This is a genomic window from Pseudomonas sp. YJ42, from assembly GCF_047225135.1.
Classification (GTDB): Bacteria; Pseudomonadota; Gammaproteobacteria; order Pseudomonadales; family Pseudomonadaceae; genus Stutzerimonas; species Stutzerimonas stutzeri_E.
The window spans coordinates 3536645-3561280 of the sequence record NZ_CP178378.1 but is presented as its reverse complement, the minus strand read 5'-3'; the positions used below and the strand labels follow the sequence as shown (position 1 = coordinate 3561280).

At 61.1% G+C, this 24636-nt stretch carries 19 protein-coding genes, 2 pseudogenes and 1 riboswitch; of the genes and pseudogenes, 7 read left to right on the top strand and 14 right to left on the bottom strand.

The window, feature by feature from the left end; all coding sequences use genetic code 11:
- Positions 1 to 146 precede the first annotated feature (146 nt).
- Both ACL0K2_RS16310 and nudF read right to left on the bottom strand, forming a co-directional pair.
- Positions 147 to 593: a DUF1249 domain-containing protein gene (locus ACL0K2_RS16310; RefSeq protein WP_045164362.1), complete on the bottom strand. Its 447-nt coding sequence runs from the start codon at positions 591 to 593 to the stop codon at positions 147 to 149.
- Complete coding sequence (gene nudF / locus ACL0K2_RS16305) at positions 590 to 1207, bottom strand: ADP-ribose diphosphatase (RefSeq protein WP_045163853.1); 618 nt, start codon at positions 1205 to 1207, stop codon at positions 590 to 592. The genes ACL0K2_RS16310 and nudF overlap by 4 nt, the downstream gene beginning before the upstream one ends.
- A 225-nt stretch (positions 1208 to 1432) precedes the next feature.
- On the opposite strand from nudF, the gene ACL0K2_RS16300 reads away from it, so the two are divergent.
- Complete coding sequence (locus ACL0K2_RS16300; RefSeq protein ID WP_413043042.1) at positions 1433 to 2161, top strand: DUF3298 domain-containing protein; 729 nt, start codon at positions 1433 to 1435, stop codon at positions 2159 to 2161.
- On the opposite strand, the gene cytX is transcribed toward ACL0K2_RS16300, so the two are convergent.
- Positions 2133 to 3428 (bottom strand): putative hydroxymethylpyrimidine transporter CytX, encoded by a 1296-nt coding sequence (cytX, locus tag ACL0K2_RS16295; RefSeq protein ID WP_413043041.1) that lies wholly within the window; start codon positions 3426 to 3428, stop codon positions 2133 to 2135. The genes ACL0K2_RS16300 and cytX overlap by 29 nt on opposite strands.
- 359 nt (positions 3429 to 3787) lie before the next feature.
- Positions 3788 to 5668: a phosphomethylpyrimidine synthase ThiC gene (thiC, locus tag ACL0K2_RS16290; RefSeq protein WP_045163856.1), complete on the bottom strand. Its 1881-nt coding sequence runs from the start codon at positions 5666 to 5668 to the stop codon at positions 3788 to 3790.
- A 102-nt stretch (positions 5669 to 5770) separates the two neighbouring features.
- A riboswitch (TPP riboswitch) is annotated at positions 5771 to 5876 on the bottom strand.
- 196 nt (positions 5877 to 6072) lie between these two features.
- Here thiC and ACL0K2_RS16285 point away from each other — a divergent pair.
- On the top strand, positions 6073 to 7530 hold the full coding sequence (locus ACL0K2_RS16285) for a TolC family outer membrane protein (protein ID WP_045163857.1): 1458 nt from the start codon (positions 6073 to 6075) through the stop codon (positions 7528 to 7530).
- Between the two features lie 125 nt (positions 7531 to 7655).
- On the opposite strand, the gene waaA is transcribed toward ACL0K2_RS16285, so the two are convergent.
- Positions 7656 to 8927, bottom strand: coding sequence for a lipid IV(A) 3-deoxy-D-manno-octulosonic acid transferase (gene waaA / locus ACL0K2_RS16280; RefSeq protein WP_239611153.1), 1272 nt, complete (start codon positions 8925 to 8927; stop codon positions 7656 to 7658).
- Between the two features lie 145 nt (positions 8928 to 9072).
- On the opposite strand from waaA, the gene ACL0K2_RS16275 reads away from it, so the two are divergent.
- From ACL0K2_RS16275 to ACL0K2_RS16260, 4 genes are all read left to right on the top strand, one after another.
- The gene (locus tag ACL0K2_RS16275) at positions 9073 to 9405 is read left to right on the top strand and encodes a DMT family transporter (protein WP_045163859.1); all 333 of its coding nucleotides are present in this window, start codon (positions 9073 to 9075) and stop codon (positions 9403 to 9405) included.
- A 77-nt stretch (positions 9406 to 9482) separates the two neighbouring features.
- Positions 9483 to 10658 carry an NAD(P)/FAD-dependent oxidoreductase gene (locus tag ACL0K2_RS16270; RefSeq protein WP_413043040.1) on the top strand — a complete coding sequence of 392 codons (1176 nt, stop codon included), beginning with the start codon at positions 9483 to 9485 and terminating at the stop codon, positions 10656 to 10658.
- Complete coding sequence (locus ACL0K2_RS16265; protein ID WP_413043039.1) at positions 10655 to 11467, top strand: aldo/keto reductase; 813 nt, start codon at positions 10655 to 10657, stop codon at positions 11465 to 11467. Before ACL0K2_RS16270 ends, ACL0K2_RS16265 begins: the two co-directional genes overlap by 4 nt.
- 38 nt (positions 11468 to 11505) lie before the next feature.
- A complete protein-coding gene (locus ACL0K2_RS16260; protein WP_045163862.1) occupies positions 11506 to 12393 on the top strand; it encodes a hypothetical protein in 888 nt (295 codons plus the stop codon).
- Between the two features lie 42 nt (positions 12394 to 12435).
- Here the strand turns inward: ACL0K2_RS16260 and hldE are convergent, their stop codons facing one another.
- The 3 genes and pseudogenes from hldE to ACL0K2_RS16245 form a co-directional block, all read right to left on the bottom strand.
- Positions 12436 to 13857: a bifunctional D-glycero-beta-D-manno-heptose-7-phosphate kinase/D-glycero-beta-D-manno-heptose 1-phosphate adenylyltransferase HldE gene (gene hldE, locus ACL0K2_RS16255; RefSeq protein ID WP_045163863.1), complete on the bottom strand. Its 1422-nt coding sequence runs from the start codon at positions 13855 to 13857 to the stop codon at positions 12436 to 12438.
- 156 nt (positions 13858 to 14013) lie between these two features.
- Entirely contained in the window at positions 14014 to 15831 is a 1818-nt protein-coding gene (gene msbA / locus ACL0K2_RS16250; RefSeq protein ID WP_413044483.1) for a lipid A export permease/ATP-binding protein MsbA, read from the bottom strand.
- A 261-nt stretch (positions 15832 to 16092) separates the two neighbouring features.
- A pseudogene (locus ACL0K2_RS16245) lies at positions 16093 to 16704 on the bottom strand (O-antigen ligase family protein); the annotation flags it as partial.
- A 406-nt stretch (positions 16705 to 17110) separates the two neighbouring features.
- Between ACL0K2_RS16245 and ACL0K2_RS16240 the strand changes: the two are divergent.
- Positions 17111 to 17740 (top strand): toluene tolerance protein, encoded by a 630-nt coding sequence (locus tag ACL0K2_RS16240; protein ID WP_413043038.1) that lies wholly within the window; start codon positions 17111 to 17113, stop codon positions 17738 to 17740.
- Here ACL0K2_RS16240 and ACL0K2_RS16235 read toward each other — a convergent pair.
- The 6 genes and pseudogenes from ACL0K2_RS16235 to ACL0K2_RS16210 all read right to left on the bottom strand — a co-directional run bounded on the left by ACL0K2_RS16235 (position 17665) and on the right by ACL0K2_RS16210 (position 24597).
- On the bottom strand, positions 17665 to 18813 hold the full coding sequence (locus ACL0K2_RS16235) for a glycosyltransferase (RefSeq protein WP_413043037.1): 1149 nt from the start codon (positions 18811 to 18813) through the stop codon (positions 17665 to 17667). The two genes, ACL0K2_RS16240 and ACL0K2_RS16235, sit on opposite strands and share 76 nt — an antisense overlap.
- Positions 18814 to 18840: 27 nt before the next feature.
- Entirely contained in the window at positions 18841 to 19707 is an 867-nt protein-coding gene (locus ACL0K2_RS16230; protein WP_413044482.1) for a DUF6625 family protein, read from the bottom strand.
- A 53-nt stretch (positions 19708 to 19760) separates the two neighbouring features.
- On the bottom strand, positions 19761 to 20720 hold the full coding sequence (locus ACL0K2_RS16225) for a glycosyltransferase (protein WP_413044481.1): 960 nt from the start codon (positions 20718 to 20720) through the stop codon (positions 19761 to 19763).
- Positions 20721 to 20742: 22 nt separating this feature from the next.
- Entirely contained in the window at positions 20743 to 21564 is an 822-nt protein-coding gene (locus ACL0K2_RS16220; RefSeq protein ID WP_413043036.1) for a hypothetical protein, read from the bottom strand.
- A gap of 175 nt (positions 21565 to 21739) precedes the next feature.
- Positions 21740 to 22858, bottom strand: coding sequence for a glycosyltransferase (locus ACL0K2_RS16215; RefSeq protein WP_413043035.1), 1119 nt, complete (start codon positions 22856 to 22858; stop codon positions 21740 to 21742).
- Positions 22812 to 24597: pseudogene (locus ACL0K2_RS16210) on the bottom strand (carbamoyltransferase). The gene ACL0K2_RS16215 and the pseudogene ACL0K2_RS16210 overlap by 47 nt, the downstream one beginning before the upstream one ends.
- Between the last annotated feature and the right edge of the window lie 39 nt (positions 24598 to 24636).

Genomic DNA, 24636 nt, shown 5'->3' with positions numbered 1-24636 from the left:
CGAATTATGGTGGCTGGTGGTCGCAGGGGTAAACCACGCGATGCGGGCATGTATCACAGAACACACTGCAAGCGAACCCGCGCAATGGCTGCAGCGAAAGACGGTCATGTTTCTAGTGCAGCGAATGTCTCAACGTCGATCGCCGCTTACAGCACCGGCTCGAGCTCATGACCGCATGCCAGGCAGTGACCGAGCCATTCGCCGAGGAACAGATTGAGCTGGTTCTTTTCGTCAGGCTGGTGCATCTGCGCGTTGGGGTAGCTGTAGATTCCTCGGAAACGCCGGGCATTTTCGGCACTGATGACCTCAGCCATACGCGCATCGTGATAGACCCGCACCTCCATCTGCGGCACGGGCAGCCAAGGCAGGCAATCCTGCTGGCTGATCTGCACAGTGGTGGTATAGGGGCAGCTCTCCATCACCTTCAGCACGAGCACGCCGAGCAGCCGATCACCCTGACTCATGGCGATTCGACGCGTCTCCGGCTGGTTACGCATATCGGGCAGCAGGCGCATCAGCCGCAGGTAGTTCGCCTCGCAGGCCGCTTGCAGCTCCAGCAGGTCGACGCGGTATCGTTCGCGCGTTCGCCTCATGTCCATGCCCCCCTGATTTCGTCACGATTCAAGGCCAGCCACTGCAGCGCGATGATGCTCGCGGCGTTGTCGATGCCACCGTCGCGCACCGCTTGCAGCGCCCGCTCGACCGACCAGACGTGTACGCGGATGTCCTCGCCCTCTTCATCCAGGCCGAACACGCCGCCCGCATTGGAGCTGTCGCAATGTCCGACATAAAGATGCACTCGCTCGGTGCTGCCGCCCGGCGACGGGAAGTAGGTCGTCACCGGCCACAACTCGGCGACCTCCAGTCCTGCCTCCTCGACCGCTTCGCGACGTGCCACCTCTTCCGGTTGCTCGTCCTTGTCAATCAGACCGGCGACCAGTTCGATCAGCCATGGATTCGCGACTTTCCCTATCGCACCGACTCGAAATTGTTCGATCAACACGACCTCGTCGCGGCGAGGGTCGTAAGGCAGCACGCAGACCGCATCGTGACGGACAAACAGCTCACGCTCCAGCTGCCGGCCCATGCCACCGCTGAACAGACGATGACGTAGCTGTAGACGATCCAGGCGATAGAAGCCGCTGAAGCATTGCTCTCGCTCAACGATCTCGACATCATCCGGGCCGGGGTTGAAAGTATCAGTCATGAATCACTCACATATCGGTTTGTCCGCGCCTGCGGCGACGGAAAGGCTGCAACCGTCACGGCGTGAGCGGTCTCTCAGGTGTCATCCTAGCGCGCCGTTTCTTCAGGCGCAGCCCTTTGCAGACCACTCGCATGGGGAAAAATTGCTTGTCGCCCCGTTTACGAACTTCCCAACTCGTTGGCACTCGAAACCGCACCTCAACCCCACAAGAGCCATGAAGCATTGATGCCCGTTCGCCAAACCTTTGCACTGATCGCCCTTAGCCTGTTACTCAGCGCCTGCCAGCACTTTGGCGGGGAGCGGCCCGTCGAGGTTCGACAGATCATCAGCGAGCAACGCCCCGCCGGCTGCCCTGAACAGGACGATGGTTGCCCGCTGGTGAATATCGATACCCAGCTATTCGCCGATGAGCCAGCCTTGAACGCGCTGATCGACCAGCGCCTGCGCAAGATGACCGTGAACAGCCCAGATGCGAAGGTGCCGGCCACTCTGGAGGGCTATCAGCGGGATTTTCTGCGCGACGCCGAGCGCGGCTGGAGCAGCTATTTGCAGGCCAAGTTGCGCGATCAGCATGACGCCCTGTTGGTCATCGAGCTGTCGAGCTATCTGTACACCGGGGGCGCCCACGGCATGCCGGGCCGCGGCTTCATCAACTATGACCGCGAACAGGACCACGAACTGGAGCTTGCCGACATCCTCCTTCCCGGCAAGGAAGGCGCCTTCTGGCGCGTCGCCGCTCAAGCGCATCAGCGCTGGCTGGCGGCCAACCAGCATGACGCCGCGTTTGCTCGACAGTGGCCGTTCCAGCGGACCGCCAATGTCGCCCTGCTACGTGACAAGGTGCTGCTCAAATATGACGTCTACAGCATCGCACCGTATTCGAGCGGTCATCCTGAACTGGAAATTCCTTACCAGGAACTCGCCACTATTCTGAAACCGGCGTACCTGCCGTAACTCGACCGAAAAGGCTCAGCAACAATAACAACCCGCCGGACAGGAACAGTGCCGGCAGGCTGGCGCCGATTTCAGGCCAGGCGCTGGCCAACACATGGTAGGTGACCACGCCACAACCCCAGGCCAACAGCGTCTGCCAGCGAAAGGCCGCGCTGCGCGCCGGCAACAGGCCACGGCGCCGGAGCAGGTAGTGATCCACCAGCACCACGCCGAACAATGGCGCGAACACCGAGCCGATCAGCAGCAGGAAATTCTGATATTCGGCCAGCGGCGCGAGCCAGGCGATAAAGGTGCAGAGTACACCGATGGCCAGCGCCAACCGCTCGACCTTGAAGGGCAGCAATATGCCAACCGACACCGCCGCTGAATGGATGTCGGCAAAGGCGTTTTCCGATTCATCGAGCAGAATCAGCAACAGAGGGATACCCAGTCCCGCGCCGGCCAACGCCAGCAGCAACGCGTTGACTTCACCGCTATCGGCAAAGGCCAGGGTGTAGGCCACGCCCAGACTCATCAGCCAAACGTTGCCGACAAAGAATCCGAGTACGGTACCGCCGAAGACGCGCCGCGCCGCCTTGCCGAAGCGCGAGTAATCGGCGATCAGCGGCAGCCACGACAGCGGCATAGCAATAGCAATGTCGAAGCCCAGCGCGAAGGGCAGCGAGCCATCACCCTTACGCCCCCAGAGCGCACCAAGATCGGCTTTGTCGAACAGGTTCCAGGTCAGCCAGACGCAGGCACCGACCAACAGCCAGATCCCCCACTTGCGCAGGATTCGGCGCACGAACGTCAGCGGCCCGGTGATCGCCAGCAGCGTGGCCAGGGCACCGAAAAACAGCGTCCAGAATGCAGGGCTGAGCAGCCAGCTCTGCTCACCGAACGCACGGGCAGCGAGGAGGCTCGCCGCGTCACGCATGATGATGATTTCGAACGCGCCCCAGCCGACCAGTTGGACGAGATTGAGCAGCGCGGGCAATACCGCACCGCGATCACCCAGCGTGCGCTTCAGGTTGGCCATCGACGACAAGCCGGTATCGCTGCCGATTACCGCGACTGCACCCAGCAACAGCACACCGACTGTGGTGCCGCTGACGATCGCCAGCAAAGCGTCACTCATGCCTAGTCCCGGCGCCAGCAAAGCGCCGAGCTGCAGCACCATCAGACCGATACCGAGGGAGAACCACAAGGAAAACAGATCACGCCCGCCGAAGACACGGTGTTCAGCGGCGATGATCTGGTGCGGGGAATAACGACCTGGAATGTTCACATTGTTATCTCAAAGAAGCCGGTTGCCCGGCGCACAACCGTGAGCGCGAGTGTTTCGACTCACAAAAGGAATTAGCCAGCAGCGCGCGCTGCGGCGCTCATCACCCGATTGAGCGGGCGCCGCTTCGGCAGGTTGTACCCGCCCGACGGTTATAAAAAACCATGACCCTACGTAGGGTGGATCACGCTTAATCGATCCACCGACGGCGGCATCTCGGGTGGATGTGAAAAGCGACATCCACCCTACGAATCCAGGCTGGCATACACGCGCCCGCGGGAGCGGCCCGCGGCCGCGAACCAGGTGACCCCGACGGATCACAGGCTGCGTTCGCGGCATGGCGCGCTCCTACGAAAGCATCGTCACACCTGCTTGTAGATCACCGATCCTTCGTCCTTGAAGCGCGAGGATTGCTCGGCGAAACCGGCTTCGATAGCCTTCTGCTCATCAGTCAGGCCGTTCTCTTTGGCGTATTCACGCACTTCCTGGGTGATCTTCATCGAGCAGAACTTCGGCCCGCACATGGAGCAGAAATGCGCCACCTTGGCCGAGTCCTTGGGCAGTGTCTCGTCGTGATAGCTGCGTGCCGTGTCCGGATCCAGGCCGAGGTTGAACTGATCTTCCCAGCGGAACTCGAAGCGCGCCTTCGACAGCGCGTTGTCGCGGATCTGCGCCCCCGGATGCCCTTTGGCGAGATCGGCAGCATGCGCGGCGATCTTGTAGGTAATGATGCCGGTCTTGACGTCATCCTTGTTCGGCAGGCCCAGGTGCTCCTTGGGCGTGACGTAGCAGAGCATGGCGCAACCGAACCAGCCGATCATCGCCGCACCGATACCGGAGGTGATGTGGTCGTAGCCGGGCGCGATGTCGGTGGTCAGCGGACCGAGGGTATAGAACGGCGCCTCGTCGCAGCATTCCAGCTGTTTGTCCATGTTTTCCTTGATCATCTGCATCGGCACATGGCCGGGGCCTTCGATCATGCACTGCACGTCGTGCTTCCAGGCGATCTTGGTCAGCTCGCCGAGGGTTTCCAGTTCGCCGAATTGCGCGGCATCGTTGGCATCGGCGATCGAGCCCGGACGCAGGCCGTCGCCCAGCGAGAAGCTGACGTCGTAGGCCTTCATGATTTCGCAGATTTCCTCGAAGTGGGTGTAGAGGAAATTCTCCTTGTGATGCGCCAGGCACCACTTGGCCATGATCGAGCCGCCGCGGCTGACGATCCCGGTGACGCGCTTGGCGGTCAGCGGTACGTAGCGAAGCAGCACGCCGGCGTGGATGGTGAAATAGTCCACGCCCTGCTCGGCCTGCTCGATGAGCGTGTCGCGGAACAGCTCCCAGGTCAGGTCTTCAGCGACGCCATTGACCTTCTCCAGCGCCTGGTAGATCGGCACGGTTCCGATCGGTACCGGTGAGTTGCGAATGATCCACTCGCGGGTTTCGTGAATGTGCTTACCGGTGGACAGGTCCATCACCGTGTCAGAGCCCCAGCGGATGCCCCAGGTCAGCTTGGCCACCTCCTCTTCAATCGAGGAGCCCAGCGCCGAGTTACCGATGTTGCCGTTGATTTTCACCAGGAAGTTGCGGCCGATGATCATCGGCTCAAGCTCGGTGTGGTTGATGTTCGCCGGGATGATGGCGCGACCGCGGGCCACTTCGTCACGGACGAACTCGGCGGTGATCTCCTTAGGGATTGAGGCGCCGAAACTTTGCCCGGCGTGCTGCTCGGTGAGCAGGCCGGCGGCGCGTGCTTCCTGCAGTTTCATGTTTTCGCGGATGGCGACGAACTCCATCTCGGGCGTGATGATGCCCTGACGCGCGTAATGCATTTGGCTGACGTTCTTGCCAGGCTTGGCGCGGCGCGGGTTGCGTACGTGGGCGAAGCGCATCTTGGTCAGCTCGGCGTCGGCCAAGCGCTGCTGGCCGAAATGTGAAGTCAGCCCATCGAGCTGCTCGGTGTCGCCACGGTCGTCGATCCAGGCCGAACGCACGTCGGCCAAGCCTTTGCGTACATCTATCTGTACGTTCGGGTCGGTATAAGGGCCGGAGGTGTCGTAGACCAGCACCGGCGCGTTGATCTCGCCACCGAAATCAGTAGGTGTCACGTCCAGAGTGATCTCACGCATCGGCACGCGGATGTCCGGGCGGGAACCCTGGACGTAGATTTTCTGCGAACGCGGGAAAGGCTGAATCGACCCCTGGTCGACCTGGGCTGATTCACTTAGGTTTTGTTGTTCTGCACGCATCAGGCTAGCTCCTCGAAAGTTGTCGGAGCGAACCTGAAAAACACGGCGGGAAAAGGGCATCGGGCGCGCCGGGACTGGCGCCGAGAGAGCTGGCCGAAAGACTGGCGAGCACATCTTGTTCCCTACGCAGGCCTTAACCTGATCAGGTTCAACGGGATCCGGATTATCCGATCTCAGCCTTTCACTCAAGGCACCCCGACAAGAACAGGATCGAGTGTAATCAAGAGCTCGAGGGAAAGCCACGCCGAACCAGCCGTATGCGACCGTCGGGTCACATCTCCAAGCGCCATCCAGCCGGCTCAGTTCCGTCTCCATCGGACCTGGCGCGGCGGCGCCAAGCACCTTGACCGCTCGCCTGACGGCGCATAGCCTTGCCCATCACTTCGCTTCAAGGAAAGACGCACATGCTGCGCAGACTCACGCTGGCACTCGCCGTGACCGCCGCCTCGTCGGGGCTGGCATGGGCCGAGACTGCACCCTCGCTTTCCAGCCGCACCGACCTGATCAGCGTCTATCGTCAGGCCGTCGAAAATAACGCCGATCTAGCAGCGGCCAGAGCTCAGTACCAGGCTACGCAGGAGATCGTGCCGCAGGCCCGCGCCGGCCTACTGCCGAACCTTAGTGCTGGAGCCGAGACCAGCCATACCCGCACCGACGTCGACACCAGCGCCGGCTCGACCTCGTTGTCACGCAGCGGCACTGTCTATCAGGCGACGCTGAGCCAGCCGATCTTTCGTGCCGATCGCTGGTTCCAGCTGCAGGCGGCCGAAGCCGTCAGCGAGCAGGCCGCGCTTGAATATTCCATTGCCGAGCAGGATCTGATCCGCCTGACAGCTCAGGCTTACTTCGCCGTGCTGCGCGCGCAGGACAACCTTGCCGCCGCCAAGGCCGAAGAAGCGGCCTTCCGGCGGCAGCTCGATCAGGCCGATGAACGCTTCGAAGTCGGCCTGTCCGATCGTACCGACGTGCTCGAGGCCCAGGCCGGCTTCGATACTGCTCGCGCGAACCGGATGATCGCGCAACGCCAGGTCGATGATGCCTTCCAGGCACTGTTCACCCTGACCAACCACGAATACCTGGCCTTGGAAGGCATCGAGCACAGCCTGCCGGTGTTGCCACCGGTTCCCAATGACGCCAGCGCCTGGGTCGAGACGGCCGCGCGACAGAATCTCAATCTGCAAGCGGTCGACCAGGCGGTGATTGCTGCCGAAGAAACCCTACGCCAGCGCCGTGCCGGCCATGCCCCGACGGTCGATGCCATTGCCCGCTACAGCAAAGGTGATAACGACAGCCTGGGCTTCACCAATACCGGCACCATGGATATCCCAGGCTTCGATGTGCCGCGTTACAACGGTGACGTCGAACAGGCCAGCATCGGGCTGCAACTGAACATTCCACTGTACAGCGGTGGTTTGACTACCTCGCAAGGTCGTGAAGCCTTCTACCAACTGACTCAGACCGAGCAACAGCGCGAGAGTCTGCGCCGCCAGGTGGTGGAATCCACCCGCAATCTGCATCGCGCAGTCAATACGGATGTGGAACAGGTCGAGGCACGCCGGCAGTCGATCGTGTCCAACCAGAGCGCACTGGAGGCGACCGATATCGGCTACCAGGTAGGCACGCGCAACATCGTCGATGTCCTGGATGCTCAACGGCGTCTGTTCGCCGCCGTACGCGATTACAACAATGCGCGCTATGACTACATCCTCGACAACCTGCGCCTGAAGCAGGCCGCCGGCACACTCAGTCCAGGCGACCTGGAGGATCTGCAACGCTACCTGAAGGCCGACTACGACCCGGACAGCGACTTCCTGCCGCCGGATCTTTCAGAGAACATCGGCAAGCCGGTTCGCGTGGAGTAGACCAGCCTGACGGCGGCGCCGGTGAAAGGCACAGTCTGTATGCCCGATCGACCCGCCGAGCGAAAGTAAAGGTGATGCAGAGGAACCGCATCCACCCCAGAAAGCTTCTGATACCGGCTCCCGCCTCAGCGTTCGAGCAACCGCCCCAGCGCCGTTAGTAGCCGCTCCAGCGCGCCCTGATTATTTTTCAACACGTCGTATCCCGCGGCTCGGGCCCGCTCGGCTCGCTCCGGCTCGTCCCAGAACGCCGTGATTTCAGCCGTCAGCTCCGGAGCGCTGTCAATCTCCTTTAGCGCACCGGCATCTCGCAACTGCGCGGCAATATCGAGGAAGTTGAACAAGTGCGGCCCCGTCAGCACGGGCTTGCCGAGCGCGGCGGGCTCCAGCAGGTTGTGCCCGCCGGTGGGCACCAGGCTGCCGCCGACAAACGCCACATCCGCTAACGCGAACAGAAACAGCAGCTCGCCCATGGTATCGCCAAGCAGCACCTGCGTCTGAGCCAGCGGCGGCTCGCCAAGCGAGCGTCGAACGGTGGCAAAGCCCTGTTTTCGGCACAGCTCGTACACCGCCCCAAAGCGTTCCGGATGGCGCGGCACCAGGATCAGCAAGGCTTCGGGATGCGTGCTTAGCAACTGCCGATGGGCGGCCAGCAAAATCTCGTCCTCGCCGGTATGGGTACTGGCGCCGATCCAGATCGGTCGATCCGAAGCACGCCACTGCTGCCGCAGCGTCTCCGCCTGCGTCGAGAGGGCCGAGTCGATACTCAGGTCGAACTTGATCGAACCTGTCACCTTCACGCACGCGTCGCGTGCGCCGAGCTGGCGAAAGCGCACGGCCTCGGCCTCGGTCTGCACAGCGATGAGGTTCAACTCGGCCAGCATCGGGGCGGTCAACCGCTTAAAACGTGCGTACCCCCGTGCCGAGCGCTCGGACAATCGGGCATTGGCCAACGCCACGGGAATATCGCGACGTGCACACTGATGAATGTGGTTAGGCCACAGCTCGGTTTCCATCACCACCGCCAGTTTCGGCTGCAGCCGTTGCAGAAAACGCGAGGCCGCCCAGGGCAGATCGTAGGGTAAATAGCAGTGCTGCACCGTATCGCCGAACAGGGCCCTGATCCGCTCGGAGCCGGTCGGCGTCATGCAGGTCACGGTAATCGGCAATTGAGGATGGCGCGCGCTGAGCTCACGGATCATCGGCGCGGCGGCGATGCTTTCACCCACCGACACGGCATGGATCCAGATACCGCCAGGCTTGAACGCTGGCAAACCAATTGCGAGGCGCTCACCAATGCGCTTCGAATAGGCCGGAGCACGCCGGGAGCGCCATAACAGCCGTACGAGGATTAGCGGCAAGGCGAGATGGAAAAGCAGGGTATAGAGGGTACGATTCATGGCCGCGGAGCTTAGCAAAGGCATCTACGCAACGGCCACAGCGATGACGGCGAGAAACCGCAGCGGCAGTCGAGAACTTGTCCGCATTGCCGCAGCCGAATGAACCGTAGCGCATATAGCGCTCCCTTACCCGTCCGGAGACTCTATGACTGGCTACATCTATCTCGCCATCGCCATTACCGCCGAGGTGATCGCCACCACGTCCATGAAGGCGCTGGACGGCTTCAGCCGCCCGCTGCCGCTGTTTCTGGTGATCGCGGGCTACAGCCTTTCGTTCTGGATGCTTGCCCTGGTGGTCAAGACCATCCCGGTGGGAATTGCCTACGCCATCTGGGCCGGCCTCGGCATCGTCCTGGTGAGCGTCGCGGCCGCACTGATCTATCAGCAGAAGCTCGACCTGCCGGCCGTGCTCGGCATGGCCCTGATCGTCGCTGGTGTGGTGGTGATACAGCTGTTTTCCAGCAGCACGGGCCACTGAGGCCGCCGCCAGGCGACAGATCAAGCCGATTGGCGAGCGGTTATACTGCGCGCCTGATTTCTCAATGAGGCCCGCCCATGTCCGATTCCCTGAGCACCGACGTCCTGATCGTAGGAGGTGGCGTCGCCGGCCTTTGGCTGAACGCGCGCCTGCGTCAGCAAGGGTATTCGACCCTGCTGGTCGAAAGAGGCGTACTCGGCGGCGGGCAAAGCGTCAAATCGCAAGGGATCATCCATGGTGGTACCAAGTACGCATTGAGTGGTGCGCTGACGGGTGCGTCGGAAGCCATCGCCGACATGCCGCGCCGCTGGCGCGACGCCTTGGCCGGCGACGGCGAGCTGGATCTCTCCGGCGTCCAGCTGCTCTCCGATGCACACTATCTATGGTCTCCCGGCACGCTGACCGGCAATCTCACCAGTTTTTTCGCCAGCAAGGCGGTGCGCTCGCGCGTCGGTCAGGTCAAGGGTGACGAGCTGCCCCCAGCACTGCAGGACCCACGTTTCAAAGGCAAGGTCTATCGGCTCAGCGAGCTGGTGCTGGACGTACCCAGCCTCATTCAACGCTTGGCGGAGCTGGCTGGCCCCGGCCTGCTGAAGGCAGACCGGGTCGAACCGCTCAGAGACAACGGCGAGCTGACCGGGCTGGTCATCGATGGCCGCGCCATCCGCGCGCAGCGCATCGTCCTGACCGCGGGCGCCGGCAACGCCGACTTGCTGAACGCCTTGGGTCTCGCCCAACCTTCGATGCAAAAACGCCCGCTGCATATGGTCATCGTCAAGGCGACCACGCTCAAGCCGCTCTATGCCCACTGTCTCGGCGCCGGCTCCAAACCACGAATCACCGTAACCAGCCATCCGGCCGCCGACGGCGAATGGGTCTGGTACCTGGGCGGCGATCTGGCCGAAGCGGGCGGTGTCGCGCGCAACGACGCGGCTCAGATCGCAGCGGCGAAGAAAGAGCTGGCCGAACTGGTGCCCTGGATCGATCTCTCCTCAGCGCAATGGGCCACGCTGCGCATCGATCGCGCCGAGCCAGCCCAATCTGCACAAGCACGACCAGACAACGCCTTTCTCGCGGAACAGGGGCGGTTACTGGTCGGTTGGCCGACCAAGCTGGCGTTATCGCCAGATTTCGCCGACCGTGTTCAAACGGCGCTGACTCGCGACGGTATCCGCCCTCAGCAGCACTCTCCGTTACCCGAGTTGCCTCAGCCTTCGGTCACAGGACCCTTTTGGGAGGGGCTGCTGCCATGACTGCGACACTGCACGACCTGCATCGGCCACTGGGCAGCACCGGCCTGACGGTCTCGCCATTGGGCCTCGGCACCGTCAAGCTGGGCCGCGATCAAGGTGTCAAATACCCCAGCGGCTTCAGCATCCCGAACGATGCGCAGGCGCGCCATTTGATCGAACTGGCCCGCGATCTGGGCATCAACCTGATCGACACCGCGCCGGCTTACGGGGTCAGTGAGCAGCGTCTGGGGCCCTTGCTGCAAGGCCAGCGCGATCATTGGGTCATCGTCAGCAAGGTGGGTGAAGAATTCATCGACGGCCAGTCGCATTTCGATTTCTCGCCCGCCCACACTCGCCTCTCCGTCGAACGCAGCCTCAAGCGGCTGCAGACCGACCGGATCGACCTGATGCTGGTGCATTCCGATGGGCGCGACGTCGAAATTCTGCGAGACAGCGGCGTTTACGAGACGCTTGCCGAGCTCAAGCGCGAGGGCAAGATTCTCGGCTATGGCCTCTCCGGCAAAACCATCGAAGGCGGCCTGCTGGCGCTCGAACAGGGCGACTGCGCCATGGTGACCTACAACCTCAACGAGCAGACCGAACGTCCGATACTCGACTACGCTGCATGCCACGCCAAGGGCATCCTGATAAAAAAGGCCTTGGCCAGCGGTCACGCCTGCTTGAAATCAGGCGAGGACCCGGTGCGAGCAAGCTTCGAGCTGCTGTTTGCGCATCCGGGTGTGGGCGCAGCAATCATCGGCACCATCACCCCACAACACTTGTCAGATAACGTGCGTACCGCCGCAGCCGTTCTATCCCAACAACAATAAACACGGCCAAACGGCCGCCTACTGCCAGGAGGAGCCGAATGCCGCGCGTGCTGATCCGCAAGAACCCCACCGCATTCAAGACGCTACCGTTACTCGTAGAGGCCAGCCCGGAGCATCTCCGTTACCAGAGCCTCGGCCGGCCACTGAACTTCAGTGAGATGCTCGAACGGCGGCGATCGGTCCATATCGAGGATCCGGCGCGGTTCAGCCTCGAATTGGCTAACCTCGGCGTATCAGTACGCCTGACGCTCTGCTGGCAGGGCCAGGAGTACTGGGTGCTGGTGCGTCAGCAGCGGCTGGATCGCGGTGATGTGGTCCTGAAGCTGATTTCCGGCTATGTGCCGGCACATGAACTCAGCCTGCCATTGCTGACAGCCATTCAGGAGGTCGCCGAAGAATGCCTGCTGGAAACCCCGGAAGGCTGGCTTGCCGGTCGCTTCGGCGATATCTGGCTACCCGCGCCCTATCAGGGCAGCTTGCGCTATCGCGAAGCGGTGCATTTCAATCTAGCGTCGCTGTCCGGCTCGGCCCGACCGGTCCAGTGCGGCCAGATGACACTGATGGAACGCCCGAGGGCATACGTGCATCTGCCAACTGCATCGCTGCAGCTGGTCTACGACATGCGCTTGGAGCTGCCAAAGGAAACCCGGGAACTGAGCTTGTTCCACGTCGATGAGCGTCTCGAGGACGGCAAATTGGTTGCGCAGCTCGATCGCAGCCGCCCAGACCTGTATCTGATTCCGCTGCACCAGGGGCGACCGACCGCGGCGTTGCTGACCCTGCGCAAGGGCCAGCCGATACCGGCAAGCACGCGTGGGCTGTGGCTATCGGAAAGCTTTGCGCCGCAACATGAATGGATCGTGCGGGACGAGCGCATCCGCTGGCGTGACTGGATCGATACGACCACCTCCGCTGCGTGTCGATAACAGCCAACGCCGGCTGGCGAGCTCGGCGCTCGCCGATACGCTTCAGCGGCTGCGGATCTTCTCGACGATTGCGGTGGTCGAGCTGTTTTCCACCAGCCCCAGAACCTTCACGACACCACCGTAGGCGGTGACCAGATCGGCGCCCACAACCTGATCGACACCATAGTCGCCACCCTTGACCAGGATGTCCGGCTTCACCTGCGCCAGGAGATTTTCCGGCGTGTCTTCCGCAAAGCAAACGACCCAATCCACCGCGCCGAGACCGGCCAGGACAGCCATGCGGCGGTCGACCGAATTGATCGGGCGCCCGGGGCCCTTCAAACGACTCACCGAGCCATCGTCGTTGACCGCGACGATCAGACGATCGCCCTGCGCACGGGCCTGCTCCAGATAGGTCACATGCCCCGCATGCAGAATATCGAAACAGCCATTGGTGAAGACGATCTTCTCGCCTTCGGCGCGGGCGTCGTCGATAACGGTGAGCAACTGCTCGAGCGTCATCACGCCACGCTCGGAACCTTCCTCACGCTGTACGGCACGACGCAATTCGGGAGCGCTGATACAGGCGGTACCCAGCTTGCCGACAACGATACCAGCGGCCAGATTGGCCAGCGCAACGGCCTGCGGCAATTCCTCTCCGGCTGCGATCGCCGCAGCCAGTGTGGATATAACGGTATCGCCAGCGCCGGTAACGTCAAATACCTCGCGCGCGCGCGCCGGCAGGTGAAGCGGAGAATGCTGCGGGCGCAGGAGTGTCATGCCATGCTCGCCACGCGTCACCAACAAGGCCCCCAGCTCCAGGTCATGCATCAACTCGGCACCCTTGGTCACCAATTCGGCTTCGTCCGCGCAATGCCCGACGATGGCCTCGAACTCACCGAGATTCGGTGTGATCACCGAAGCACCACGGTAGATTTCGAAATTCTTGCCCTTCGGATCGGCCAATACCGGAATGCTGCGCTGGCGCGCAGCCTGGATCAACGCCTGGTGGTTACGCAACGCACCCTTGCCATAATCGGAGAGGATCAACACCTTGACGCCATCCAGCAACGCGTCGACCTGTTTCAACAGAGCAGCCGGGTCGGTGTCGAAGGGCTCCTCGAAATCCATCCTCAACAGCTGCTGATGACGGCTCATGACCCGCAGTTTGATAATCGTTGGCTGATGCTCGATGGATTGAAAATGCGCCTTGACCCCGGCCGCCGCCAAGCTATCCGCCAGACTTTGCTGCGCCTCATCGACACCGGTAACGCCAACCAATTCCGCCGGCGCACCCAGCGCGGCGATGTTGAGCGCAACGTTCGCCGCACCACCCGGCCGATCCTCCACCTGATCGACCCTGACTACCGGCACCGGCGCTTCCGGCGATATCCGAGAAGTCCCGCCATGCCAGTAACGATCGAGCATGACGTCGCCAACCACCAGAACGGAGGCTTGGTCGAATCGGGGCATGGATAGCTTCATTGGGGCTCCGGGGGCGGCAAAAACGTCGCGGATCATAACATGGCGCCAAACTGTACCGGGACTAACCGGAGCCGGGGCAAGACCGCAGCGAGCTCCGAGGGCATCCAACTGGACGGCGCAACGCGACCGTCCTGGCCGGGCAAGAGCGCATTAGCCCTAAGCTTCGTCGTCATCCTTGAAATGATTGGCATGCAGCCCGGCGTAAGCACCATTGGCCGCCAGCAGCTGCGCGTGCGTTCCGCGCTCCACGATACGCCCTTGCTCCATCACGAGAATCAGATCGGCCTTCTCGATGGTGCTCAGGCGATGCGCGATGACCAGCGTGGTACGCCCTGTCATCACATGATCCAGCGCGCCCTGGATGTGGCGCTCGGACTCGGTATCAAGCGCGGAGGTCGCCTCGTCCAGAATCAGCACCGGCGCGTTCTTCAACAGGGCACGGGCAATCGCCAACCGCTGGCGTTGGCCGCCAGAAAGCAGCACGCCATTCTCGCCAACGGGCGTTTGGTAGCCCTGGGGCATCTGCTGTATGAACTCGTCGGCAGAGGCATCACGGGCCGCCTGCTGGATATCCTCCAACGGCGCGCCAGCCAGATCGCCATAGGCAATGTTATTGGCGACCGTGTCATTGAACAGCGTCACTTGTTGCGTGACCAGGGCGATATGCCGGCGCAGGTTGCGCAGCTTGTATTCTTCGACCTCGACGCCGTCGAGCAAAATGCGCCCGTGCTCATGATGATAAAAACGCGGTATTAGGTTCGCCAGGGTCGACTTGCCGCTACCCGAGCGGCCGACCAGCGCTACCATCTGCCCCGACTCGGCCGTGAAGCTGATGTCGTGCAACACCGGTTTGTCAGTGCCTGGGTAGGCGAAGCTGAGCCCCTGGATCTCAATTCGTCCATCGACTCGCTCACGCTCCACCACGCCGCTGTCCACCTCCGGCGCCTCGTCCAGTTGCTCGAAGATACTTTCAGCCCCCGCCACGCCCTTCTGGATGGTCGAACTCACCTCAGACAACTGGCGGATCGGCTTGGGCAGCAGGCCGGCCAGGGTGATATAGGCCACCAGGTCACCGGCCGATGAGTCGCCGCGCATGTAGAGAACCAGGAACATCAGTACGGCCATCGCGCTGTAGATCACCAGCTGCAGCGTCGGGGTATAGATCGCATTGGTCTTGACCATCCGCAACTGCTTGCCGGTGCTGTCCCGACTGGCGCCCAGAAAGCGGGCCTGCTCGTACGCTTCACCGCCAAAGCTGCGCACGACGCGGTAACCTTGAATGGTCTCGGAAGTCACATGGGTGACATCGCCCATCGCGACCTGAATCTTCTTGCTCTGCTTGCGAAATTTCTTGCTGGCGCTGGACACCATCACACCAATGACCGGCAGGATCGCCACCATCACGATGGTCAGTTTCCAGTTCATCCATAACAGCGTCGCGAACAGGAAGATCACGGTCATGCCTTCGCGCACCACCACCTTGATCGCATCCGTAGCGGCCCCGGTGACCATCGTCACGTTGTAGGTGATACGCGAAATCAGATGACCGGAGTTGTGGCTGTCGAAATAGCGGTTGGGCAGCATCAGCAGATTGTTGAAAAGCGATACACGCAGGTCATGCACCAGCCCCAGCGAAACCCGGGCAAGGAAGTAATTGCCGAGGAACGAGCCGATGCCCTGCATGACGGCGATAAGCACGATCAGCAGCGGCACGGCCTGCAGCAACTTCAAGTCGGCCAGCCAGGCCTGATCTCGAAGATAGGGCACTTGAGCGAAAAAGCTGGCATCCGGATTGTTCAGCCCATCAACGAAGAACTTGAGGATATAACCCAGCATCGGCTGGGTGGAGGCGAAAATCAGGAAGCCGAACAGGCTGACCGCGAACAGCCCCCAATAGGGAAGCACGTAGCGCAGCAACCGCAGATAGATGCTTAGGCTGGAAGCCGTCTCGGCTTTCTCGGGCGAGCCACTCATGGGCGAATGCAACTCATGTGTCGGAGGGCGGCGATGGTAACACAGCGAGGTAGCCGACCCCGCCCTCAGCCCAAGCGCCAGCCCCACCGGTAGCCAGGTGAGTAACCACTCCGGGCGCGGTGAATCCCACAGGCTAGCGCCATCGAATAACAGCGCCAGGGTGCTGAACGATAGCATGCCCAACAAGGCCCCGCCCAATGGCGTGGCCCGCTCACGCACCGCAATGACAGCGCAGCGGGCCCAGATCGCCAACCACAGGACGAGGCCAGGCAGGCCGAGCTCCAGCGCCGCATGGGTAAACAGGTTATGCGTATGATCGAACAGGCGCCCCAAAGCCTGGACCCGGTACTCGCTCCCCAGTCCTAAACCCAGCCAGGGACGATCGCCGACCATGGCCAGGCTCGCAGCAAAGATCTCGGGGCGGTAAGACGTGCCCCTGGCGACCACATAGCTGCCGAATAACCAGTAACCCAAGGCTGCCACGATCAGCACCAGGACAGCGGCGATCAGGCCGGCGCGTCCGGCGCGCCAGGCGGGCATCAACAGCACGCTGGCCAGCAAGGCAACCCATACGCCGCGACTCTGCGTCATCACGATGAATGCGAACAGCGCCAACAAGCCGGCAGCCCAGACCCACCGCAGCGCGATCCGCCTGGGTGGCAGGCAGAACCACCAGACCAGCGCCAGACCGAATACGTAGCCGCCAATAATCGGATGATCGAGCAGGCCGAAGCCGTGGGCCCGCCATGCCCAGGGCTTCGACTCGAACCCATAGTGCTGAATCAGCGCCGCCAGCGCCGACAGCGCCAGCCCGAAACCGGCCCAGCCCAGCACAGAGACGACGCGCGACGGCGTCTGGCCCAGACAGACCATACCCAGCAAGAAGGACACGACGTAGATCAGCCGTTTGGCTTCGCGCGCGGGCTCCTCAGCAACGCTCCAGGAGACGCTGAGAGCGGCCCACGCGACCAGCGCGATCAGTGCCGTCACGAGCAGCTTTTCCCACCGCCAGAGGTCGAGCAGCAGCGTCCGGCTGGACCAGGACACCCAGATCGCCGGAAGCCAGAACAATGCAATCAAGCCTTGTTGGTATACCTTGGCCGTCGATATCCACGTTATGCCCAGCAAGAACCAGAGCAGACCCAGCGTCAGCCAGGCAAGCCCTATACGACGGCTATCCATACTACCCCTTCGGAAAACGGCGAAATGCGCCAGTTACAGCGATGTTAGAATGCACGCCCTGCTAGACGTCCGCACATCGCTCAAGGTCATATTTACAATGCACGTAAGCCAATTATGCCAGCGAGACTTGCAACAGCTCACCCATAATGCGGCGATTCTCGAAGCGGATGCCCTGGGCCCTAAAGTCCTGCAGCTCGAGAACGGTCAGTTCCTGAAGATATTCCGTCGCAAGCGCTGGCTTTCTTCCGCCCTGCTACGGCCCTACTCACGCCGCTTCATCAACAACGCAGAACGCCTCAGGGGACTCGGTATCGCCACACTAGACGTCCAGGCGCTGTACGAATTGCCTGACAAGTCGGCCAGCGCGGTGCTCTACGCCCCGCTGCCAGGCGACTCCCTGAGCCAACTCGCCAGGCAGCCGGGATTCAGCTGGACGCCGATACTGCCTGAATTGATCCGCTTCGTACGCGAGTTGCACCGCAAGGGCATCTACTTCCGCTCGCTGCACCTGGGCAACATCGTGCTTACCCCGCAAGGCTCCCTGGGGCTGATCGATATTGCCGATATGCGTTTCCTGGGTCGATCGCTCCCAAACCACATGGTCCGGCGCAATCTGGCGCACTTCAGCCGGTACTTGGAGCGTGAAAAGTTTCAGAATGCCTTTCCGTTCTCACAGTTCTCCGATGCCCTGACCGGGTTCGAGTCATCGGTCAGCAGTTCCGCGTAGCCGTTGCAGAACTGCTCCCAGGCGTCCTCCGGTGCGAGGCGTCGATCCTGCTCATCGGCGAACGATCGCCGATCCGAGTCGAGCACGTGCTCGATGGCGGCGACCCAACCGGGCACATCGTACGGCGAGACGTAAATGCCACTGAGCCCCAACTGCTCGACGAAGACCGGTAGATCACTGGCCACGACCGGCACATGCGCCAGTACCGCTTCCTGCAAAACCAGGCCCAACCCTTCGCTGCGGGACGGGATCAGCATTACGTCGAACGCCTGGTACAGCTGCGCAGCGTCGTGACGATGCCCCGCCAGTGTCACCAGGCGTTCAAGGCCCAGGCACCGGATGCGCGACTCCAGCTCCGGCCGCTGCTCCCCGTCACCGACGAGCACAAGGTGGATGTCCGTGCGCGTACGCGACAACTCGCTCAGCACATCGAGCATAGGCAGAAAGCCCTTCTCCTCGACAAGCCGCCCGACAGCGCCGAGGACGATGCTCGCGCTATCAACCCCCAGCCTCATCCTGGCTTCGTCTCGCGGAAGCAATGCCTGCTTGAATGCATTCGGGTTCATCGCTGTTCGCGTAGCGGCGACCGTTCTCCCCAACTTCGCGCCCAGGGATTCGGCGAGCGCCCCGGACACCGCGACGAGCTTCAGGCGATGCGCAGCGATCGCGCTGAATAACCTCGGATCGCTGCGGCGTATGCGGCTCTGCCCATGGAAGACTACGACGACCTGAATGCCGGGGTTCAGCCTCGACACCACCGGGATGATCAGCCGTGCCACGCCAATGCCATCGAGCAACAACGCTTTCGGATTGACCCGTTCGATCTCGCGGGCGAGGCGCCGCTGTAGCCACCACTGCGAAAGCTTCCAGACGCCCCGGCCTTTAAGCGCCTTCGCGCTCAACCGCCAATGCAGTGTTTGCCCGCAACCCGGGTCCCTGCCAGCCTCGCGGCCCATCAGCATCCAGGTGTGCACCTCACTCTTGTCAGCCACTAGGGAAAGAATCTGCTCATGCACCTGATGGATCGAGGCATGCGCTTTGCCGGAAGACCACACGATACTGACGATGCTCAAGCCGAGTACTCCATGATGGCTCTGGAATCAACGTGAGTCATCGGCACTCGCTCTCCGTTCGGTAGCGGCAAACACGCCATCAGGCATGCGAAACCCTTGCTCGGTAACGCACCACGATGGCCGAGCGGCGAGATCCTGAGGTTGCATCAGCGAATCCGGGGAACGGCCGGACCACTTGGCGTTCTTCCAGGTGATGAAGTGGAAATAGGGAAAATCTCGCGCACCATCCCGGTTGTTGGTCAGCCGCCCATCGTTCCATATCCAACAATCGGGGAAATCGAAACCACCACTGAGCCATGGAACCCGCGCATGCGGCGTGCTGAACGCCTCGTTGAATTCGCTGCTTCGACGCCACGGATTGAAGCGATCGGCCACTCGCCGAAGCGCCTCGGGCCAGTTTTTCCGTCGAATGAACAATCGGCTGAATGCCGCTTCGTCGAACGCACGGTGCTCGGGATCTTCGAAACAGGCCTGCCAACCGGGAACACGCATGAACGCCTGGCGCATGCGTTCGTTATTGCGCAGCAAACACAAATGCCCCGATACGCGACGTGCATGGGTAGACAGCAGATCGTATCGGGCGAGCCGCTCCTCGGAAAAATAACCACGCAGGTCACCGTAGACAAGATCGATATCGCTGAATCCCCAAAAGTCGAAGCCATCCAAGTACTCGGCGTGGATATGCCCTAGCGCAGGCTTGATATCGCAGAGCTTGTAAGGATTGCTCGGTTTGAAGGACATCCCCAGACGCTCGCTGACTAGCTGACAGTAGCCAGCAAACGAAATCGGAACGATCCGTACGTTATCCGGTATGTCGTCCGGCGTTCCGCAATCGCTGAAAAAGAGCCAGTCGATGTCGGCGTTCCGCTTGCAGGTCTGCAGGAAAAACGGCATCCAGAACGGCCATCGGCCGAAATAGGGGATCAGCAAGCGAATACGTGATTGATTCACTTCAGCCTCCAGTACAGGCGCAGTCGATTCAGCAGGCCCATCTGCGGGCGGTCCCGTAGCGGCTTATCCAACGCCTGAACGATACGCTGCCCGATGCGCGAGAAGCTGTACTCCCGCTCCGCCAATGCCCGCCCCGCAGCAGCGATGCGCGCCGCCAGGTCGGGATCCGAACGCAACATCACAAGCTTGCTTCGCAATTCATCGACGCTGCGGTAAAGCACCAGGTTTTCCATATCGACGAAACCCAGCGCCTCGTTCTCTGCCTCGCCCTGATCCCACGCCAGCAACACACAGCCGCAGGCCATCGCTTCGAAGTTCTTGATCATATATTCGCCCATGCCGACGTCGGCACTGACGAAGAAGCGAATGCGGTTGAGAGTATTGCAATAGTCTTCGCCTGAATGGGTGCGGGTAACGACCAGATCCTCGAATTTTGCCAGCTCATCGAGCAGCGCCTTGCGTTCGCTATAGGCGCCGCTTTTAGTGCTGCCGACGAAGGCCAGTTCGATATCGCGCACCTGCCCCAGATCGCGCAGCAATGCCTGGTCGTAACCCTTGGGAACGAAGACTGCATCGAAACCTTCCTGGCGAAGCCGCTCGCTGACCATGTAACCGGAGCTGATCACACGCACCCACGGCAAGCGCCGATAGTGGGCGCTGAACTTTCCGGTGTACTTGCAGGCGATGTAGTTCTGATAGGCGTCGTGTTCCAGTACCACCAGATTCGGCACACTGCGAATGAACCCAACTTGCCGAATCTCCTGCTTGAAGCGCACAAAGAACACAATGCGCTCATACGCTTGCAGGTTTACGCTCTCGGCGAAGTAGCGCTTCAGATTGGCCTGTTCATCACGGCTCAGCCACCGCGTGTCGCATTCGCAATTGCGCGCAATGCTTTCATACAAGCGGTCAAGCATGACGCGCTGTTCTTTTTGCACAAGTAGCAGAACTTTCAGCATTGGACGGTCTTCCATAAAATCAGCCAAGCGTACCGCCCTGCCGATACCGTAGTTTGTCGAATTGCGAGCGCAAACGCGCCATCGGCAGCACGAAACGACTTTCCCGACGGCCCATGGAATGCTTGGATGAGAACGTTTCCTCGACCAGCTCCCCATTCAGTCGAACCCGGGATGCCCGCACATCCAGCGTGCGCACCAAGGCCCCCACCCGGCCCATGGAGAAACGCAGCAACCGCTCGGCATGCAGGCCACGCTGCTCCTGCAGACAGAACGGAATCATAAGCTCTGCACGACGGCCGTAGGCGCCATAGACGTCACGACCGCAAACGGCAAAACGGTCGTTCAAACCGTTCCACCATTGCCAATGAGGGATGTAGACCGCGCGGCGGTCCGATGCACAGGCGTTGAGCGCGAACCGGGGCAGGGCATCGTGATAGAGCAGGTCGGGACGTACAAAAAGCACGACGTCGGGATCGAACCCATCGACCAGCGCGGTTACCGCATGCAGAGAGTTCAACTGATGGATCAGGTTGGATAAGGACTTGAAATCGTCCCGCCATACATCTCCGTGTTTCTTGACTTCGTCGAAATCCCAGCGCCTCAGGCAGGCGCCAGCTTCCTCGAGACGACCGTCCATACGGGCGAAAGGCAGGTAATTGGACTCGCCAATGAAGCCGTTCTCCCCGGACCTCGGGTTATTGACCAACTGGGGCTCGTATAAGTGGTAGTAAGACCGCACCTGCGCCTCTCTTGGCAGGTACTGATAGATATTCTGCTCAATAGACGGGAAGCAGATGGAACTGTTGCGGGGAATTCCAAAAAATGCGACTGCTAGCTTCATGCATTATTCAACGCGTAAGTTCGCATGCTGCGCAGCGCTGGATCCATATCCAACGGCAGGTTGTGGGCACAGTCGAAAGTCTGGCTATACGCTGACAGCGGCAAAGAAGCATGGCATTGCCTTGGCGTGACGTTCGATTGCGCGAATCCCCGGTTAACAGGCGTGAGATTGGCGATCATTCGTCAAAGAACCCGTTCGATAGAATTGTATTGAAATCACGCTGCGCACGCGCATCGGAAAAAACTTCCGTGAGATGCAACAGAGCGGTCGCTGCCGGTGGAGCCGATCCCTTATCCGGTTGCGCCGCTGCCACCAACTCGGTGGCTAAGGCAGCGCTGTCTCCCAAAGGAAATACCTTTCCGACGCCCTCCACCACCTCACGCCCGCCGCCACAATCGGTGCAGACCACCGGCACCCCGGCCGCCATGGCTTCCAGCAGCACCATGCCGAACGGCTCGTGGTCTGAGGTCAACGCAAAGAGATCGAACGCTTTGAAGTAGCGTCTGCCGTGCTGCACCTGCCCGAGAAATCGCACCTGATCGGCGACACCCAGGTTCCCGGCCAGTTGGCGAAGTTGCGCATCCAGCCGGCCGCTGCCCATGATCGCAAGCAGGCTGTTGGCGGGTAGTCGCGGCAATGCCCGGGCGAAACCTCGGATCAGGGTGGCCTGATCCTTGTCAGGGTGCAGGCGGCCGGCATTGCCAACCACCCAGGCGTCCGGAGGCAGCTGCAGCGCCGCGCGGGCGTCGAGGCGGGAAACCTGCTCGGCCTGCACGGCGGCGACGTCGATGCGATTGTAAAGGGTTTCGATACGCGCGCTTTCCCAGCCGGGAAGATCAGCACGCATCTCGTCACGCACCGCGTTGGAAACGCCAAGCAACAGCAAGCGGGCACGGAAACGATTGACGAACCAGCGCCGCATGGGCCGGCTATAAACGCCGAAGGCATGATGTACGCCAATCACCGGCAGCCCGGTCGCCAGCAACGCAATGTAGATCGGTTTGAACCGATGGGCGATGCAGAACCGATAATCTCGCTTGGCCGCGATGCTGCGAAGCCGGCGCATGGCACCGACTTTGAGCCCACGCACATCCTTGCTGTCGTAGCCGAGAAAGATCACCTCATCCGAAGCCGAACCGCGAACGACCTCGTCGCTCGGCGACCCGGTCAGGTAGACGGTACAGACCTTGTACGGCGTGCCTGTGAAAAGCGCGGCGTACTGACGCGCACAATCCAGAAACGGACCGTCATAGCCATGGCAGAACTGCAAAACCCATGGATCGGACGCCGTCATGCCAGCTTGTCACCCTTTACAACCAACACATCTTCCATGATCAGGTACTGCAGATCCGAACCATAGAACATGTTCAGCGCATCGGTCGGGGAACAGATCATCGGTTCCCCACGACGGTTGAGCGACGTGTTGAGCGAGACGCCGTTGCCGGTGAGTTTCTCCAGTTCGAGCATCAGGTCATACCAGCGCGGGTTGTGGCGACGCTCGAGGACCTGCGCTCGCGATGTGCCGTCTTCGTGTACCACCTCGCCGACGCGCTCCTTCCAGCCCTCGTTCACTTCAAATGTGAACGTCATGAACGGGCTCGGATGATCGACCTTGAGCATCTGCGGCGCGACGGTGTCGAGCATCGACGGGCAAAAGGGTCTCCAGCGTTCACGGAACTTGATCTGCTCGTTGATGCGGTTGGCGACACCGGGCACGCTTGGGCAACCAATGATCGAGCGCCCGCCCAATGCACGCGGGCCAAACTCCATGCGACCCTGAAACCAGGCAACCGGGTTGCCCTCGACCATGATCTTTGCGATACGCTGCGGCATGTCTTCGATCTGCGTCCAGGTCGGCTTGTTCGGATGGCGCGCGCATGCCGCAATGATGTCCTCATTTGAGTAGGACGGCCCAAGATAGACGTGCTCCATCTTCTCCACCGGCACGCCGCGCTGCACCGATACATAGGCCGCAGCACCAACGGCAGTACCAGCGTCACCAGAGGCTGGCTGAACGAAGAGCTCCTTGACCTCGTCGCGGGCGATGATCTTCTGGTTGAGCTTGACGTTCAGCGCGCAGCCGCCGGCGAAAGCGATCTTGCCGGTCTCACGAATGATGTCACCCAAGTAGTAGTCCATCATTTGCAGGGCGAGCTTTTCGAACAGCGCCTGCATCGCCGCCGCATAGTGAATGTAGGGATCGTCGGCAATATCGCCTTCGCGCTTCGGCCCTAGCCACTCGATCAGTTTGGGCGAGAAGTAATAACCCTTGCCCTTTTCCTTGTAGCGGCGAAAACCGATGACATTGGCGTAATCGGTATTGATGGTCAGCTCGCCGTTCTCAAACTTAGCCAGGCGGGAAAAATCATATTTGGTCGCGTCGCCGTATGGCGCCATGCCCATGACCTTGAATTCGCCGTCGAGCATCTCGAAACCGAGGAATTCGGTGATGGCACCATAAAGGCCTCCCAGCGAATCCGGATCGTAGAATTCTTTTATCTTGTGGATCCGGCCGTTCTCGCCATAGCCAAAGAACGTGGTTGCGTACTCACCCTTTCCATCGATGCCAAGAATCGCGGTTTTTTCCGTAAAGCCTGAACAGTGATAAGCGCTTGATGCATGGGCAAGATGATGCTCGACCGGCTCGATCTTGATTTTTTTCAGATCGAAGCCGAGCTGCTGCAGGCACCACTGGATACGCTTGTGGTAGCGCTTGTAGCGACGATTGCCGAAGAGAATGGCATCGAGTGCGCGATCGGGTGCGTACCAGTAGCGCTTGGCGTAATGCCAGCGGGCCTTCTCCAAGATGCTGATCGGCGCAAAAGGGATCGCCACCACGTCTACGTCGGACGGACTTATCCCCGCCTGTTCCAGGCAGAACTTGGCCGACTCATAAGGCATGCGATTCTTGGCATGCTTGTCGCGCACGAATCGCTCCTCCTCCGCTGCAGCGATCAACTTGCCGTTGATGTACAGCGCCGCGGAAGGATCGTGACTGAGGGCGCCGGAAAGGCCGAGAATCGTCAATGTCACTGTAAAAAGCCTCTTGAAATCAGCTTGGGGCCTAAAGCC